Source organism: Bacillus sp. S10(2024) (genome assembly GCF_050473865.1).
GTDB lineage: Bacteria > Bacillota > Bacilli > Bacillales > Bacillaceae_G > Bacillus_A.
In genome coordinates this window covers 3,176,078-3,193,165 of record NZ_JBFLUR010000002.1, presented here as the reverse complement: position 1 = coordinate 3,193,165, position 17,088 = coordinate 3,176,078, and the positions used below count along the sequence as shown (strand labels likewise).

The 17,088-nt window shown below is 35.8% G+C and carries 16 protein-coding genes; 10 read left to right on the top strand and 6 right to left on the bottom strand.

Annotation, left to right across the window (positions count from 1 at the left end; all coding sequences use genetic code 11):
- Nucleotides 1-288: 288 nt before the first annotated feature.
- The gene (locus AB1280_RS16190; protein WP_429756455.1) at nt 289-1,422 is read right to left on the bottom strand and encodes an oxygenase MpaB family protein; all 1,134 of its coding nucleotides are present in this window, start codon (nt 1,420-1,422) and stop codon (nt 289-291) included.
- 362 nt (nt 1,423-1,784) lie between these two features.
- On the opposite strand from AB1280_RS16190, the gene AB1280_RS16185 reads away from it, so the two are divergent.
- From AB1280_RS16185 to AB1280_RS16175, 3 genes are all read left to right on the top strand, one after another.
- Nucleotides 1,785-2,429 (top strand): LytTR family DNA-binding domain-containing protein, encoded by a 645-nt coding sequence (locus AB1280_RS16185; protein ID WP_429756454.1) that lies wholly within the window; start codon nt 1,785-1,787, stop codon nt 2,427-2,429.
- A 127-nt stretch (nt 2,430-2,556) separates the two neighbouring features.
- Nucleotides 2,557-4,071, top strand: coding sequence for an acetyl-CoA hydrolase/transferase family protein (locus tag AB1280_RS16180; protein ID WP_429756453.1), 1,515 nt, complete (start codon nt 2,557-2,559; stop codon nt 4,069-4,071).
- A 435-nt stretch (nt 4,072-4,506) separates the two neighbouring features.
- Nucleotides 4,507-5,949, top strand: a complete 1,443-nt coding sequence (locus tag AB1280_RS16175; RefSeq protein ID WP_429756452.1) for a WD40/YVTN/BNR-like repeat-containing protein — start codon at nt 4,507-4,509, stop codon at nt 5,947-5,949.
- 149 nt (nt 5,950-6,098) lie between these two features.
- On the opposite strand, the gene ahpF is transcribed toward AB1280_RS16175, so the two are convergent.
- Both ahpF and ahpC read right to left on the bottom strand, forming a co-directional pair.
- The gene (ahpF, locus tag AB1280_RS16170) at nt 6,099-7,628 is read right to left on the bottom strand and encodes an alkyl hydroperoxide reductase subunit F (protein WP_272188794.1); all 1,530 of its coding nucleotides are present in this window, start codon (nt 7,626-7,628) and stop codon (nt 6,099-6,101) included.
- A gap of 14 nt (nt 7,629-7,642) precedes the next feature.
- On the bottom strand, nt 7,643-8,206 hold the full coding sequence (gene ahpC, locus AB1280_RS16165) for an alkyl hydroperoxide reductase subunit C (RefSeq protein ID WP_272188795.1): 564 nt from the start codon (nt 8,204-8,206) through the stop codon (nt 7,643-7,645).
- Between the two features lie 271 nt (nt 8,207-8,477).
- Here ahpC and mtnK point away from each other — a divergent pair, with 271 nt between their 5' ends.
- From mtnK to AB1280_RS16140, 5 genes are all read left to right on the top strand, one after another.
- Complete coding sequence (gene mtnK / locus AB1280_RS16160) at nt 8,478-9,710, top strand: S-methyl-5-thioribose kinase (RefSeq protein WP_429756451.1); 1,233 nt, start codon at nt 8,478-8,480, stop codon at nt 9,708-9,710.
- 12 nt (nt 9,711-9,722) lie between these two features.
- Nucleotides 9,723-10,766, top strand: a complete 1,044-nt coding sequence (gene mtnA / locus AB1280_RS16155) for an S-methyl-5-thioribose-1-phosphate isomerase (RefSeq protein ID WP_429756450.1) — start codon at nt 9,723-9,725, stop codon at nt 10,764-10,766.
- A gap of 84 nt (nt 10,767-10,850) precedes the next feature.
- On the top strand, nt 10,851-11,492 hold the full coding sequence (locus AB1280_RS16150; protein ID WP_429756449.1) for an L-fuculose-phosphate aldolase: 642 nt from the start codon (nt 10,851-10,853) through the stop codon (nt 11,490-11,492).
- Between the two features lie 118 nt (nt 11,493-11,610).
- Complete coding sequence (locus AB1280_RS16145; protein ID WP_090919763.1) at nt 11,611-11,850, top strand: excisionase family DNA-binding protein; 240 nt, start codon at nt 11,611-11,613, stop codon at nt 11,848-11,850.
- 457 nt (nt 11,851-12,307) lie between these two features.
- Complete coding sequence (locus tag AB1280_RS16140) at nt 12,308-13,006, top strand: hypothetical protein (protein WP_429756448.1); 699 nt, start codon at nt 12,308-12,310, stop codon at nt 13,004-13,006.
- A gap of 368 nt (nt 13,007-13,374) precedes the next feature.
- Here the strand turns inward: AB1280_RS16140 and AB1280_RS16135 are convergent, their stop codons facing one another.
- Nucleotides 13,375-13,506, bottom strand: coding sequence for a hypothetical protein (locus tag AB1280_RS16135; protein ID WP_429756447.1), 132 nt, complete (start codon nt 13,504-13,506; stop codon nt 13,375-13,377).
- Nucleotides 13,507-14,094: 588 nt separating this feature from the next.
- Here AB1280_RS16135 and AB1280_RS16130 point away from each other — a divergent pair.
- Together AB1280_RS16130 and AB1280_RS16125 are read left to right on the top strand one after the other, a co-directional pair.
- The gene (locus tag AB1280_RS16130; RefSeq protein WP_429756446.1) at nt 14,095-15,330 is read left to right on the top strand and encodes an ATP-binding protein; all 1,236 of its coding nucleotides are present in this window, start codon (nt 14,095-14,097) and stop codon (nt 15,328-15,330) included.
- Nucleotides 15,331-15,450: 120 nt separating this feature from the next.
- Nucleotides 15,451-15,843 carry a RidA family protein gene (locus tag AB1280_RS16125; protein ID WP_272188802.1) on the top strand — a complete coding sequence of 131 codons (393 nt, stop codon included), beginning with the start codon at nt 15,451-15,453 and terminating at the stop codon, nt 15,841-15,843.
- Between the two features lie 170 nt (nt 15,844-16,013).
- On the opposite strand, the gene AB1280_RS16120 is transcribed toward AB1280_RS16125, so the two are convergent.
- Nucleotides 16,014-16,340, bottom strand: coding sequence for an ArsR/SmtB family transcription factor (locus tag AB1280_RS16120; RefSeq protein WP_429756445.1), 327 nt, complete (start codon nt 16,338-16,340; stop codon nt 16,014-16,016).
- Nucleotide 16,341: 1 nt separating this feature from the next.
- Nucleotides 16,342-16,764 carry an SRPBCC family protein gene (locus tag AB1280_RS16115; RefSeq protein ID WP_429756444.1) on the bottom strand — a complete coding sequence of 141 codons (423 nt, stop codon included), beginning with the start codon at nt 16,762-16,764 and terminating at the stop codon, nt 16,342-16,344.
- Between the last annotated feature and the right edge of the window lie 324 nt (nt 16,765-17,088).

The following is a 17,088-nucleotide window of genomic DNA, read 5'->3' as shown; positions in this document are numbered from 1 at the left end:
CGTTTACGCCGATAAAAACCTTAATTTAACAAACCTATGACTAGCTCCTACAATTGGGAGTTGGTCTTTTTTATGCCATGTAAATGTTAAATAATATCGTATGTTATTTTCCTTTATAATTAGGCGGTGTAGTTCATATGGGAAGGGGATTATGGAATATTATACATAATCCCTATATTAAATTAGGATTCAAATTATTCAAGTAGTCGGTCATTATCTCCAACAGCGGGACTACCAATGGATACAGCCTGCCGCATATCATTCGTCAAGTATAAAGATGCGCAAGGTTTATTCATTTTTATCCCCTTTTTTTGCATCTCCATCTATTCCCCATACCTCTCGTAGTTTGGTTGGTATGAGAAACGGGGTATATTCATAATCGGTGATAGAAAGTGACTGCCGTCTGAGCAATGCCAGTCCGAGCTGATTAGTCATACTTCCAAAAACACCTGAATAATCAGGATCAAGAAGACCCATTAGTTCTTTGAGTTTCATTAACTTTTGCCAATTGGAGCGGGGCACTTCCATCCAATCTGCAATTTCGTCTCCTACGATTTCTCGAATTAGAGCAGGAATAATGTTATCAAACATCTGACCCGGAATTAGATCTGCATGGTATTCGAGAAGAGCTTGAGTCATCTGAATTCCTTCGGGGGACGGACCATGATGCCTTCTTCCAATAGTTTTTGTTAACATTATTGATTGTTCCATGGTCTCTGGGATAATGTCCTCCCGAACTCCTAGCATGGATCCTACGATTTTCCAAAAATATAGATAATCTTCGGCCTGTTTTTCTGTTATATTCATACCTAAACGGCGAAGGCCATCAATGATAACACTAGAGAAGGATAATAGAGTACCCAACAAGTCCTCCTGACAAATGGGGATCCCATTTTCTTTTTCGTTCCATCTACCAGTTTGTTGGATTAAGTGACGAATAGCCGAATGCATTAAACGAACTTTTTGGATCGCTTTGATTCCTTGTCCTTCGGATTCAAGACCATCTGGTGCCATGACATGAAGGACGAATTGTCCTGTTTCAGCTATCCTACGGTAGGCATTTTGACCTAAACGATAACTGAATGTAAGGACCTTAACACCTTTACGAGCTGCATAACAATACACAAGTGAGCCTGTTGCTAATAGTAAAGTGATAGCAATACCATGTTCCCGAAATAAGTCAGTTGCGTTTCTCATTCGGGCCCAGTCAACCCCTTGTGGACAATAAGCTGTATCCCTCAGCCAACTTTCAATGTTATCAGGAAGCTCTTTTGGATAAGCTTGATCATTGTTAATTAATTGTTTCAACAAAGAGTTTACTGCACCAACCTGACTATTTTTGAACAATTCTTTAATAATTCCATCCGGAATAGGGTCGCCTTCCATCCGTAAACTCTCCATAAACTCGTCGGTATATAACATCTATTTCCCCCTTAACTGTTTATTGTCTATACTCTAGTCAACCCGAAGGAGAACAAGAAGATTTTCAACATTATATATATATTCTATTTATAAAAGTAATATGAAAATCCATGAATAGTTAATGACATTGAAGTCAGTATGAATGCATATAGGCAATAATAAACTCTCGAAAATAATAGGTGGTGAAGGACATAAAAAAGAGTGTTCAATGGAGAGTTGATATCGAAAAAAATAAAATGAGAGGTTAAAAATGTTTTACAGGAAAAGGAAATGCTGCATTTGATTATTTTATTACTTTTCCATCAGAATCAATACAGTTTGGTATTAATAATAGTAGTATAATAATGAATGAGGTGAATAATATGGAAGATATAACCTTAGGCTTACTACTGGATGTCGTTGGTGAACTATTTTCAGATGAAATTTCAATTGCTGTTTCGAATACGAAAGAATATATCTACTATCAGCCAAGTAAACGAATTGATTTAAAGATTAGCGTTGGGGACCCTATAAAGGAAGGGACGATTGCCCATAAGGCAATGGTGACAAAGCAAAAGGTTTCTGAGTTTATTAACCGAGATGTTTTTGGTATTCCTTATCATGGAATGGCCGTACCATTTTTTAATAATGGAAAACTTGAGGGGTGCGTGACGGCAATTTATCCAGCTTTAACGGATGGAAAGTCGGTTGTTACTTTAAAAACAACGGACGGCTGGGTCCCGGTTCCTTTTTCAAAGGTCATGTATTTGGAGGCAAAAGATAAAAAGACGTATGTGAATTCAGAAGAGTTATCAGGAACGCATAAATACTCTCTGCAAGAATTTGAATATTTGCTTCCGAAGGATTCGTTTATTAGATGTCACCGCTCATTTATTGTGAATGTTAATCATATTAAAGCAATTTATCCTGATACCCATTCTACTTTTTTGCTTTCGATGGATAATGGTGAGAGGGTACCAGTTAGTCAATCATATGCTAGTTATTTTCGGAAGCTTCTAGGATTCTAGATTTACTGTTTTAGGACCTAAATTAGCTCCTTTATCTGAATTTTTCGTATCGTATACTAAAATCCCTATTTTGATAGTGTTAATGTGTAAAATAATTATGAATATTCATTAAGAGAGGGATTATATTATGGAGAATAATTTAGATAGAATCAGGGACCATCGTTTGAAAGACCGAGTAGTTACACCTGAAGAAGCGGCTTCCTGGATTCAAAGTGGAATGACGTTAGGATTAAGTGGGTTTACACGTGCAGGTGATGTGAAGGCAGTTCCATTTGCGCTTGTGAATCGTGTTAAGGGTGATAAATCTTTTAAAGTAAATGTTTATACTGGAGCTTCCTTAGGCTCGGATGTAGATAAATTATTTGCTGAGGCAGGGATTTTAGGGAAAAGATTGCCTTTCCAAGCCGATGCAACTATGCGAAAAGGAATTAATAACGGAGACTTTTTATTTGTGGATCAGCACTTATCTCATACAGCAGAACTACTTCGTGCTGACGTTATGGATATAGATGTCGCTATTTTGGAAGCGGTTGCAATAACTGAGGACGGAATGATTATTCCAACCACTTCAATTGGAAATTCTTTAGCGTTTGCTCTAAATGCTAAGTCGATTATTATTGAAATGAATATGGCTCAATCTACACAATTAGAGGGGCTTCATGATTTATATGAGCCAGGGAAACAAGGGGAAAGACTTCCAATTCCGCTCGCTAAATCGGATGATCGAATTGGAACGATTGGTATTCCAGTTGATGTTGAAAAAGTGAAGGGAATTGTGTTTACGAACCAACTTGATTCGCCATCGACGATTGTTCCTCCAGATGAAGAAACTGTTATTATGGCACAGCATTTAATAGATTTCCTTCGAAAAGAAGTAAAAGTAGGCCGATTAACGAATAGTTTAGCGCCGTTACAATCGGGAATTGGTTCAGTGGCCAATGCAGTGCTGCATGGAATGTTAGATTCGGAGTTTGAAGATTTAGAAGTTTATTCCGAGGTATTACAGGACGCGGTCTTTGATCTTATGGATGCTGGGAAAGTCAATTTTGCTTCTTGTTGCTCTATCACGCTTTCTGAAGAGAAAATGCAACAGGTATTTTCCAACTTTGAAAAGTATCGTGATAAATTAATGATGCGCCCGCAAGAGATTTCCAATCATCCTGAAATCATTCGCCGCCTTGGATTAATCTCGATTAATACTGCTTTAGAATTAGATATATACGGAAATGTTAACTCTACTCACGTTTTAGGTACAAAAATGATGAACGGTATCGGTGGTTCTGGTGATTTTGCAAGAAATGCACGCCTAGCTATCTTTGTTACTAAGTCCATTGCGAAAGGTGGTAACATTTCAAGTATCGTTCCTTTCGTCTCTCACGTAGACCATACGGAACACGATGTAGATGTTATCGTCACTGAACAGGGATATGCTGACTTAAGGGGACTGGCGCCAAGGGAAAGAGTGGAACTGATTATTGAGAATTGCGCACATCCAATGTATCGTGACCAACTACGAGCTTATTACGAAGAAGCGCAAACAAGAGGTGGACAAACTCCTCATGTGTTAGAAAAAGCTTTTTCTTGGCATACGAATTTTGCTAAAAATGGGACAATGCTTGAAAAGGTATTAGAAACTGTATAGGCAAGTAATGGTGAACAGAAAGCAGTGGATTACATTTGATATTAAAAAATTGAAGTTAAGTTTTAAATAAACAATATCTCTTCTATTTATATACAAGGACAAGCTTACTTACATGAGCTTGTCTTTTTATATTTTACAAAATGGATTACTTTTTTATTTGCCTTTCACTACTATATAAATTCTTTTTCATGTTTCGACATATAAGTCACTGTTATGCAGAATACATTATGACCTGCACTTGCTTGCTCCCATTACATCTGACTGCTCCTATACACGGCCGGATGCAATGGTCTTCTCACATAAAAAAGAAAGGAGTCTTATGTCGTTTTTTAAAACTTATATACAACTGTTTGGTAAAAAAAGTATACTTAATGTCATTGATACATTTAATTGGGAGTGATTTCTATATTTAGGAAAAATATAAAAAGGATATTTATGTCATTAGTGACAAATCCAATATTAATAATTGTATACGGGATTTTTTGTTATGAGTTAGCTTCATATTGTAAGTATGGAAGAATGGATTATAATATTTATATTTTATTATTATGTATAGTATTTTTTGCATCTATCATTACATTTATTACAATGAGAATGATAAAAGATAGAGAATATGAATCTAAAAAATTAACGAATTCAACTACATGGAAATACATTTCTATTATCATTATTGTTGTAATCACATCATTTTATGGGGTACAGATTTATAAAAGTGCAACAAATTATAATGGCAAACTTGCATGGCTTATAGAAAGGTTAAAACATGAAAGATCAGTTAAATTTAAACATAATAATATATATGAATCTGGAGTAGAAGGTATTTTTGAAGATATAAATAAAAAATATCCTTTGCCAAAGAAATTATATATGGCAACTGATTTTGATCTTACATTTCGTTCAGATGGAACAATCACAGCGTTTGATACATTTGTTTATGGGAAAAATGCTGATGGGAAAGAGGAAACTTATTTAATATCTTATGATAAGAAGAAATCAGAAGATATTACTGTTATACGAGATGGGTATGCAAAGCCTGATTATGATGATGATAAACTAGTAGAACCCCTACTTCAAACGGTTAAGGCCATTCCAGTTAAGCGAACGGTTAGTAAGTGGAATGAAAGTAAGTATGGGTTAATTTATTACGGGAAAAGGAGTTGGGGATACAATACAGAGGGAATTATTAATATTACTGAGGATGGTAAGGCGCAGAATCTTAAAGAATCAGCTTCTGAAATCATTGGATATACTGTATCTATATTTGTTCCTGGAAAAGAGAAAGAGCTAGTACCTGCTAGATATAACTTAATATGTGACGCGAGTTGGAGTAAATCAAAGACTCCTCCAAATAAAGATAAGTTTAAAGAGAAGAAACAAGATTTAACGAATGAAAAGGAACAGTTTTTCCTATCCAAAGAAGTTGGTTATAAACTAAATATGACAGAAAAAGCATTAGGTAGTGCTTTTTATTCACTAAGTAAGACTATTGATGGAGGTAGAACATGGGAGGTTATCAATACAGACCCATTCAACAGAGGAATTGGTAGTGTATCAGGAATAACCTTTATAAATGATAAACTTGGATTTTTAGGAGCAGTCCGTCCTTCTGGTAATGAGGGAGAGTTATATCGTACAGATGATGGGGGCCTATCTTTTAAAAAGGTAAATTATCCGCCTCATGAAGTGAAATTAGATCATACACAGTCTATAATAAGTCCTTTTGATTCTCCAGGTATGCCATATGAGAAAGATGGAGTTTTTAATATGTTAGTTGGACAAGGGGAAGATGGAGACTATAATGGTGATAGTAGTGCACTTTATCAATCAAAAGATAAAGGGGAGACATGGGAATTTGTAGAGGAAGTTAAAAAGAAATAGCGAGAATTTGCAATAACCCCATTACGAGTTATAACTCGTAATGGGGTTATTCCTTTCCAAAAAAGAAAGCCACTACACTACCAATCAGGTAGCACAGTGACTTTCTTTTTTGTTGTTTATGAACGGTACGTACTACTTATGTCCGTTCATTAATTACGGATTAGGTAATCGAATGCACCTAATGAAGCATTAGCACCTGATCCCATAGAAATAATGATTTGTTTATATGGGCTATTTGTACAGTCGCCTGCAGCAAATACTCCAGGAACGTTTGTAGCACCGCGCTTATCTGTTACAATCTCACCGAATGGAGTACGTTCAACAGTTTCGCCTAACCAATCTGTGTTGGGTACAAGACCGATTTGAACGAATACACCTTGTAGTTCAATGTGATGAACTTCTTCTGTTTCACGGTCGATGTAAGAAATACCGTCTACTTTGTCAGTACCAGTGATTTCTTTTGTTTGAACGTTCTTTAGAACCGTTACGTTCGGTAGTCTATAAAGACGTTCTTGTAATACAGCATCAGCTTTTAGTTCTGGCATGAATTCAAGAACCGTTACGTGTTTTACGATACCTGCTAAATCAATTGCTGCTTCGATACCAGAGTTACCGCCACCGATAACAGCTACGTGTTTTCCAGTAAATAATGGACCGTCACAGTGAGGGCAGTATGCTACACCTTTGTTTTTGAACTCAGCTTCACCTGGTACGCCAACATTGCGCCAACGAGCACCTGTTGAAATGATTACGCTCTTACTCTTTAGAACAGCGCCGTTTTCCAGTTCCACTTCAATAAGTTCTTTCTTTTCTAAACCTTTCGCACGTTGTAGATTCATGACATCAATGTCGTATTCTTTTACGTGTTCTTCAAGGCTTGCTACGAGCTTAGGTCCTTCAGTGTGTTTTACGCTGATGAAGTTTTCAATACCCATCGTATCCATTACTTGACCGCCGAAGCGTTCCGCAACGATACCTGTGCGAATGCCTTTACGTGCTGCATAAATTGCTGCACTTGCACCAGCTGGGCCGCCACCAACAACAAGAACATCGTATGGATCTTTATCAGAAAGCTCTGATGCATCAGGACCGTTACCTATCTTAGCAAGAATTTCTTCAAGCGTCATACGGCCGCTGCTTAAGAATTCACCGTTTAAGTAAACGGATGGTACTGCCATGATGTCTTTGTTTTCTACTTCTGCTTTAAATGCAGCGCCGTCAATCATAGTATGTGTAATACCAGGATTCAGTACGCTCATCAAGTTCAGTGCTTGCACAACATCTGGGCAGTTATGACAGCTTAGGCTGATGTAAGATTCAAAATGATATTCACCTTGAATATTTTTTACTTGATCGATTACTTTTTGTTCAACTTTTGGAGCTCTTCCGCTAACTTGTAGTAAAGCTAACACTAATGAAGTAAATTCATGTCCTAGAGGGATACCAGCAAACGTTACTCCAGTGTCTTCGCTGATACGATTTACACTGAAGCTTGGTGTTCTCTCCAATTGTGTTTTCTCTACCTTAATTTTGGATGACATTGTAGCTAACTCATCTACTAGAGCCAGCATGTCTTTCGATACATCATCGGATCCTGCGCTAACTTTAAGTAGTACATCGTTTTCCATCAGTTGAAGATACTGGGCTAATTGTGCTTTTATATCTGCATCTAGTATCATTTTGATTACGCTCCTTAAATTTTTCCTACAAGGTCAAGGCTTGGTTTAAGTGTTGCAGCACCTTCTTGCCATTTAGCTGGGCAAACTTCACCTGGATTGTTGCGAACATATTGTGCGGCTTTAATTTTGTTTACAAGGATGCTTGCATCGCGACCGATACCGTCTGCATTAATCTCCATAGATTGGATAACGCCGTCTGGATCGATGATGAATGTACCACGAGCAGCAAGACCTTCTGATTCAACTAATACGTTGAAGTTAGTAGTGATTGTACGTGTTGGGTCACCAATCATAATATATTCGATTTTACCGATTGTTTCTGAGCTATCATGCCATGCTTTATGTGTAAAGTGAGTGTCTGTAGAAACAGAATATACTTCAACTCCTAGTTCTTTTAGAGCTGCATATTGGTTTTGTAAATCTTCAAGTTCAGTTGGGCATACGAATGTGAAGTCTGCTGGGTAGAAGCAAACTACACTCCACTTGCCTTTGAAGTTTTCTTCAGTAACCTGGATAAATTCACCGTTGTGGTAAGCTGATGCTTTGAATGGTTGTACTTCTGTGCCGATTAATAACATAATAAAATTCCTCCTAAGTATATATTCTGAGAATCATAGATTACTCAGTATGTAGTTTTAGTTAAAATATAATAATTCTAATTCAATATTAATTATTATATAGAAGTGTTTATTTTGTCAAGAGAAATGTTTGACGCATATTCCTAACAAGCTATAATAAAAACTAGATGTTCGTTTCAAAAAAAATTGTGGTATATAGATTGAAATGCTATCAATCTATTACTTTTACGGCTTTTAGAAAACGCTTACATTTAGGGTGGAGGGAGAAACCATGTCTAAGTTCACGAAGTATTTTTTAATGGAAGCTAGTGATGTTATACCGTATGTGATGGAAAAACTATCGATGTTCGAAGATGCGCAGCGTTTGCAGTGTAAGGAAATTGGAGATGGTAATTTAAATTATGTGTTCCGCGTTTGGAATGAAGAGAAGGGAGCTTCTGTTATTGTAAAGCAAGCAGGAGATACAGCTCGTATTTCGGATGAGTTTAAGTTATCTACGAATCGCATTCGTATCGAGTCAGATGTGTTGCAGTTAGAGGGGAAACTGGCATCAAGACTTGTACCGGATGTGTATTTGTATGATGATGTCATGAATTGCTGCGTGATGGAAGATTTGTCAGATCATACAATTCTTCGGACTGCACTTATAAGTCATCAAATCTTTCCGAAACTTGCAGAGGATTTGACAACCTTTTTGGTGAACACATTATTATTCACATCGGATGTGGTCATGAATCATAAAGAAAAGAAAGAGCTTGTAAAAAACTATATTAATCCAGAGTTATGTGAAATTACAGAAGACCTCGTGTATTCTGAGCCATTTACAGATCATAATAAACGAAATGAGCTGTTTTCTTTAAATGAAGGCTGGATTCGAGAACATATATATGGTGATTCTGAACTTCGCATGGAAGCAGCGAAGTTAAAGTTTTCGTTTATGACAAATTCACAAGCTTTGATACATGGCGATTTACATACTGGATCTGTGTTTGTCAGAGAAGATTCTACAAAGGTAATTGATCCAGAATTTGCATTTTACGGACCGATGGGATATGACATAGGGAACGTTGTGGCAAATTTAATATTTGCATGGGCCAATGCAGATGCAACAATGGTTTCAGAAGTAGAGAAAAATGTGTATATGAACTGGTTGGAGAATACAATTATAGATGTAATTGATTTGTTTTCTGCGAAGTTTTTAGAAGCATGGGATGTTCATGTTACAGATATTATGGCGAAAGAAGCGGGATTTAGTCGTTGGTATTTACAGTCTGTGTTAAAAGATACAGCGTCTGTTACTGGACTTGAATTAATTCGCCGTATTGTTGGGTTAGCAAAGGTAAAGGATATGACATCTATTCTAGATGATGAAGCTCGTGCTAGAGCAGAACGTATTTGTTTACAAGCGGCAAAGTCGTTCATTTTACAAGCAAATACGCATAAAACAGGAAATGATTTTTTAAAAACGTTAAAAGCAGAAGCGCTTTCATTTAGTGCAAAGTAAGGAGAGAAGATGATGTCTGAACAATTAATACCGATTCAATGGAAAGAAAATACTTTAGTTTTATTAGATCAGACTCTATTACCAAATGAAGTTGTCTATGAATCTTTTGGGACGGCAGAGAGTGTATGGGATGCGATTCAAGTGATGAAGGTGCGCGGTGCACCAGCGATTGGAGTCTCAGCAGCTTACGGTGTATATTTAGGGGTAAAAGACGTGCAAGAAGATTTAGTGGAATTGTTTATAGGTAAAGTGCAGAAGGTATGTGCGTATTTGGCAACTTCAAGACCGACAGCTGTAAATTTATTTTGGGCGCTTGAGAGAATGGAGAATACTGCAAAGGAAAATGCTCATTTATCGATTAACGATTTAAAACAGAGATTGTTAGAAGAAGCAATAATGATTCATAGAGAAGATGAGGAGATTAATCGTCAAATTGGCGAGCATGCACTTACGTTATTTCAAGATGGTATGGGTGTGTTAACGCATTGTAATGCTGGTGCTTTGGCGACAACAAGATATGGAACAGCGACAGCGCCGATGTACTTGGCAAAAGAAAAAGGATGGGATTTAAAAATTTATTCGGATGAGACGCGTCCGAGGTTACAAGGATCTACGTTAACGGCATTAGAACTGCAGCGAGCTGGTATTGATGTAACAGTTATTACAGATAATATGGCAGCGATGGTTATGTCACAAGGGAAAATTGATGCAGTCATTGTCGGCTGTGACCGTGTGGCTGCAAACGGTGATGTAGCCAATAAAATTGGAACGTTAGGTGTATCTATTTTAGCAAAGTACTATAACATTCCGTTCTATGTAGCAGCACCGACACCAACAATTGATTTAAAAACGCCAACGGGAAAAGAGATTCCAATTGAAGAGCGTGATGCGTCGGAAGTGATTAATCGTTTTGGCCAATATTCAGCACCGCAGGATAGCAAAGTATATAACCCAGCGTTTGATGTAACGCCGCACGAGAATATTACAGCAATTATTACAGAAAAGGGAATTGTACGCCCACCGTTTGCGGCAAACTTGGAAAAGCTATTTCAGTAATTATGATAGATAAAATTGATGTAACAGTGGTCATTATAGCGAATGAGCAGTAAGAAACGTTTCACTGAGGGGGATGTATAGTATATGTTACTACAAAAAGAGAGAGAAGAAGTTGTAGAGTATGGAAAGAAATTAATTACAAGCGGTTTAACAAAGGGGACAGGCGGTAACATTAGTATTTTTAACCGTGAACAAGGACTTGTAGCAATGAGTCCAAGTGGATTAGATTACTTTGAAACAACGCCTGAAGATGTGGTCATATTAAATTTAGATGGTGAGATTGTTGATGGAGCAAGAAAACCATCTAGTGAACTTGATATGCACCTCATTTTTTATCGGAAAAGAGACGATTTAAATGCTCTTGTGCACACACATTCTCCTTATGCAAAGACAATTGCCTCATTAGGTTGGGAGCTCCCTGCTGTTTCTTATTTAATAGCCTTTGCCGGACCAAATGTACGCTGTGCTCCGTATGAAACGTTTGGGACGAGAGAATTGGCAGAAGCAGCTTATGAAGGAATGATAGATCGCCGGGCTGTGTTACTTGCGAATCATGGATTAATTGCAGGTGGACATAACATGAAAATGGCATTTACAGTTGCTGAAGAGATCGAGTTTTGTGCACAAATTTACTATCAAACGAAATGCATTGGAGAACCGAAACTATTGCCGGAAGAAGAGTTGTATGTGTTAGCGAAAAAATTTGAGACTTACGGTCAAAAATGAGTTTTCATATGACTAGCTCCTCAATATACAATGTATGTGGTAAAGTTGATATGGATGAAAGTTGAATTGATTCATGAAATGAGCAATTTTATTTACTCCTTTTATGAATAAGAAAGGAATGAACACATTGTATTTAACGGTAAAAGAAGCAGCTGAATTTTTAAGTATGCCAGAATCGTATATCGAAAGCTTAATTCAACAAAAACGCATACGTGCTGTTCATGACGGGGAGCAGTATTTATTGAATAAAGAGCAATTTAATACGCACTTAGAACAAATGGAGAAATATAAAAAGCTAGTAGAAGAAATATTAAATGAACCAATTCCGGAAGATATAGATGTGAAAGATGAGGACTAGGAAGTATTTCCTAGTCTTTATTATATGGGGTAGTACCATCTTTTATCAGTGGTTTAAGTATACGAAAGTCCTTTCATAATATCTAAAGGGACTTTTCCTACACAATTGGTGTTTTTTCATATCGAAATGGCTTAGCTTACATATTTATTAAAATTTGGATGTTTACAGTGGCAATCTACCGATAAAAATTCGCAATGCCAATTATGAACTATATAGAAATAATAACTACTCAGCTCTATCTTTAGTTTAGTTGTTTCATAGGCGGAAATTTGGTCTACTTTTTTTTTTTTTTTGACTACAACATAAACATGTGCAACACTATATCTTGTGATGAAACATTCAAACATAGTATTTAATGGATGTTTCTAGTCATCTTATATCTTCATAAGATGACTAAGTAATTACCAGGAGTATTTATTTAGGTTACGAGTTGGGTTTGAGTTTTTAGGAGGTTTAAATGAGAAAAATATTGCCAGGGGCCATTTTATCTTATACACAGTATGGGTATTTAAGGATCCCCAAAAATGTAAAAAGTCAGTGTCCTAAATGCGGTAAATCAGGTGAGTTTACGTTAAAAACAAATTTTTACCAAGTTACAAGAGGAGGATTATTCGCGGAAGGAATTTGTTTTGAATGTCAAAAGCCATCAGAATTTGTGATTATGTTTAATGGTGATTCGGATCGAATGAATAAAGAATTGGAAGTGTATATTTATAGTCCTTCAGATTTAAGAGATCCTTTGGAACGGCTCAAACGCAATAAACGTATCCCTAGGGATCTTGTTAGGGCATATCAATCTGCATTAAATGTCTGTCAGTCAAAAGATAATTCTGCTACTGCAGTACTGTCAAAACGAGTTCTTGAAAGTGTCCTCAAACATTTTCTTGGAGAGAAAAGTAATGGACAGCTTCTTTCCCAGCAATTTGAGCAATTGCCGAAATATGTCGATTTAGCTAAACAGTTTCAAGATGTTGGCCACCTCGTTCATCCGGAAAGCCCTTTGTATGAAATGTTTGAGTTGAAACAGGAAATTGATGATGAAGCAGTAGCTTTATTAACAGAACTATTAGAAGTACTTATCGAATATTTATTTGTGGTGCCTGAAAAAATTGAATCAGTACATGATAAGATTGAACAGAAATTTAAAACGGAGTAGCATGTACACTTTAATGATTTTATACGCTAAAAGATTAAAAAAACAATAGCATGATTTTAATTTAAAGATAAGTTTTGAGACACCGTTTAAGCTGTTTTTATCTTATTTTACGTTGAAGTGCATTTGTCTCAAATACCTACCGACGTTTTTGAGGTTAGGTGATCTTTCTCATGCCCAATTTTGCTTAGCGCATATTTTCATTAAAATGTGGGCCGTACGCCAATACGAAAATACAGTCTTTATATGAGAAAATGGGTAAAAAATTATCAAAGTGAACTATCAAGATTACAACAAATCATCGATAACCTAAAAAAAGAAAGTAGTGAAAAAGCTGACTCATAAGAGCCAGCTTTTTTGTATTATTTAAGTCAATTTATGTAAGACTCGTCAAAATGGATCCAACCTTCAACACCCTCACCTGTTAGAAAAATCCAATTTTCGTAATGATGATGAATGACATAAGCAGAATGTTTCGTAATATCTAAAGAGACTTTGCTCATACAAATAATCTGCACAACAATTCATATTTGATGTACAGATTATTTGTATGATAATTATTTATAAATAATTGCGGAATAATGAACTTACATAAATGCTTTTAAAAGTTCTTGAACTAATGGAAGTACTCCACCTAAAAATGATAAAACTGCCATTGCGATTGCCATAGGATTTCCTCCTCTTTCTTCGTGTTAAGATGTGATTCATCTTTATATCCTCATTATAGTAAGCGCTTACATTTTTATCAATACATTTCAATATGCAATATTGCATATTGAAATGTATTTTAAATTCTCTTCTATTTTTATCCCGCTATTCGCGGATAAGTAATACTCCCAATTCAAAATTCAGCGAAAGTAAAGAGGTGTAAAAGCCCGATTGGTGAGGGCTGATAATCAGTGGGGATGGAGAAAACCCCCACTGATTAAAATTTCACTTTATGTGGTCATAGATTAAGTGGTTTAGGAAAAATTTGGTTGTTTTTTTGAAGATAGGATTGTAGGTTATATGTATATCGTTATAATAAAAATGGTGGGGTATAGTTTAATAGTTGTTTATAAAATTGTTGTTGTCGATAAAGGAGTTTTAACATGGACAAAGCTTTTACTCTTATACAAGAGGAAGTTAAAGCATTAAAGCTTTTTTTAAGTTTATTTTATGTAATCTTCTTCCTGAGTGATATCATATATTATTATATTTATCCAAAAGTACATATGCGAAGTAGCGATATAGGTTTTACGGAAGGTAGTTTAGGATTGTGGATGTATGCTTTTATGTTCTTATTGTTGTTAATCGCTATATATTTTATAAAAAAGAACAATATATATTTTGTAAAATATATTATTTTTATAGGATATATTTTTATTGATTTGATTAATAATATAATGGTGTATTATGGCACTACAAAACAATTTGATGATGGTAATGCGGTAGAACTGTTTTTATTTTTGTTTTCTCCCATTTTTGTGAATAAACGATATTTTTGGGTAGTGTCGATTGGGATTATTGGAAAGTATGCCTTGTTAGGAATTGTGTTACATACACCAATTGTAATTGTACCTATTGTGCTATGTGTAAGTTTTGCAACGATCGCGTTTATTCTGTTAACACGTTTTCAATCGTATGTACATACAATTGAAAACATGTTTGAAGAAGCACAACAAGCTGAAAAACTAGCAGTCATCGGAAAAATGGCAGCTACAATTGCACATGAAATACGCAATCCATTAACATCATTAAAAGGCTTTACGCAGTTGCAGAGAGAAAAACATCCTGAAGATGCAGAGTACTATAACATTATGGTGCAGGAGATTGAACGTATGAATGCAATTGTTAGTGAATTAATGGTTCTTGGAAAACCGAAACAGAGACAATATGCATTACATAATATAGAAGATATTTTATCTTATGTGATTTCGATTGTAGAACAACCAGCTTCTCAATATGGTATTACCATCACAACAGCGTTTACGAAAAAGTTACCTTCTATAAAGTGTGATGAGAAACAGATGAAACAAGTGTTTCTTAATGTTATTAAAAATGCGATAGAGTCTATGCCTGATGGAGGTAATATTATTGTAAAAGCAAATGTAGTTCATGATAATCAGATTGTAGTGAGTGTAATTGATGAAGGTTGCGGGATCATCCAAGAGAAAATAGGTAAAATAGGTGCAGCTTTTTATACAACAAAGGAAGATGGAACAGGTTTAGGGTTAATGGTTACATACAAAATTCTTGAAGAACATCACGGTGAAATGGAATTTGAAAGCACACTTGGTGTTGGAACAAAGGTAAATGTTAAGCTGCCGGTAGGAGAAGGGAATTAAATATACGTCGAAAAACTCTATTTTGAAAAAGATGAATCAAAATGGAGTTTTTCTTTTTTGTTTATTATAATATTACCATCAGAAAGAAAAATCAGAATATTAAAGAAAAGGATTGGTTATATGAAAATCTCTAGAAATCCTGAAGAAATTCACGCGCCAGTAGCTCCTTATGTACATCAAATTGAAGTAACTGGACCTAATAAATGGTTAACGTTATCTGGACAATTAGGTATGGAAGTAGATGGAACTGTACCTGAAGATCCAGTAGAACAAATGAGGTTAGCGCTAGACAATATCCGAAAAAATCTTGAAGCTGCTAACATGAGTGTTCAAGATTTGACAAAGCTAGTTTTTTATTTGGTTGAAGAGATTGACCCTGTTCAAAGAAAGAAGGTAATAAATGATTTTCTTGGAGACCACCTTCCTTGTACGACAATGATGTATGTAGTCGCATTAGCTGCACCTGTCTTTAAAGTCGAAATCGATGCTTGGGCATGCCAAGAAATAAAATAATTCACGTTTCTAGAATGATAAGTGGTATGAGCTATGTATGTTTCAGTGTAAATTCCCTTAATATAAAGAAATAAAAAAACGAGATGCATGTTTGAACTGCACCCTAATTGTTAGACAAGAACTAACAATTAGGGTGCAGTTCAATTTATCACGATCTCGTTTTTTAATCGCTATTCATTATCAGCCTCTAAAAATTCTTTAAGAGCCAATAATCTTTCATCCCAATATTGTTCAAAAAAGGAAAGCCATTCTTTTAGTTCGGCAAGAGGTTCTGGCTGAAGCTTGTACCGTGTTTCTCGTCCGATTTTTTGACTGCTGACAAGACCCGCAACAAAAAGAACATGCAAATGTTTATTAACTGCAGTACGGGTTATTGGAAAATATTCCGTAATTGCAGTAATTGACATTTCTTTTTCAGCAAGCAATTTTAGTAGCTTTCTGCGAGTAGGGTCAGCGATTGCTTGAAAAATATCATAATTGGATGGAGATGTGGTCAATTTAAGCCTCGATTTTTGCCGGAAGAGTTTCGACAATTTTTTCCCATCCACCGGCCATGAAGCCTTGAACAACTGAGTGAGGTTGTCCAAATTCTGTAACTTTTTCTGCATCCCAGCCAGAATGAATTAGTGTGAATTCTGTTTTCCTATCTTCTAATTCTTTTAAATCAAAAGTAAGATGCCAGTCTTTACCCCAGTCAAAACTAACACGGTTCATAGGAGTAATTTCTGTTACTTTACAAGGAGAATCACCATATTGACCTGCATGAAGGATGAAATCGCGTCCTACGATAGGCTCAAAAGTACTTGGCATCCACCATGAAGCAATACCTTCTGCTGTTGAAACAGCTTTCCATACTTTTTCAATTGGTGCATTGATTACAACCGTTTTACGGATTTCTGGTAAAATTTTATCTGTTTGCATAATTGTTCCTCCAAGTTCAAATATAACACCTTTTGGTGTCGGGATTTCATTGTAACACCTTTCAGTGTTATGTCAAATGCTTTTTTATTTCCCTTAATCGTGTTCGGAATTCTATCACAGAGTAGAAAGCTCAGTTTGTCAGAGAATCATAAAACGATCACTTATGGAACTTTATTAATATTTACTCAAATAGAACAAAATATTATTCAAATCCACACTTAAACAAAAACCACCGATGGATGTTCCACATTCTATAAAGCCATTTTGATTTTTTTAACACGCACTGCTATGCAGAACAAAACATGACCGCTACCTGCTTTCTCT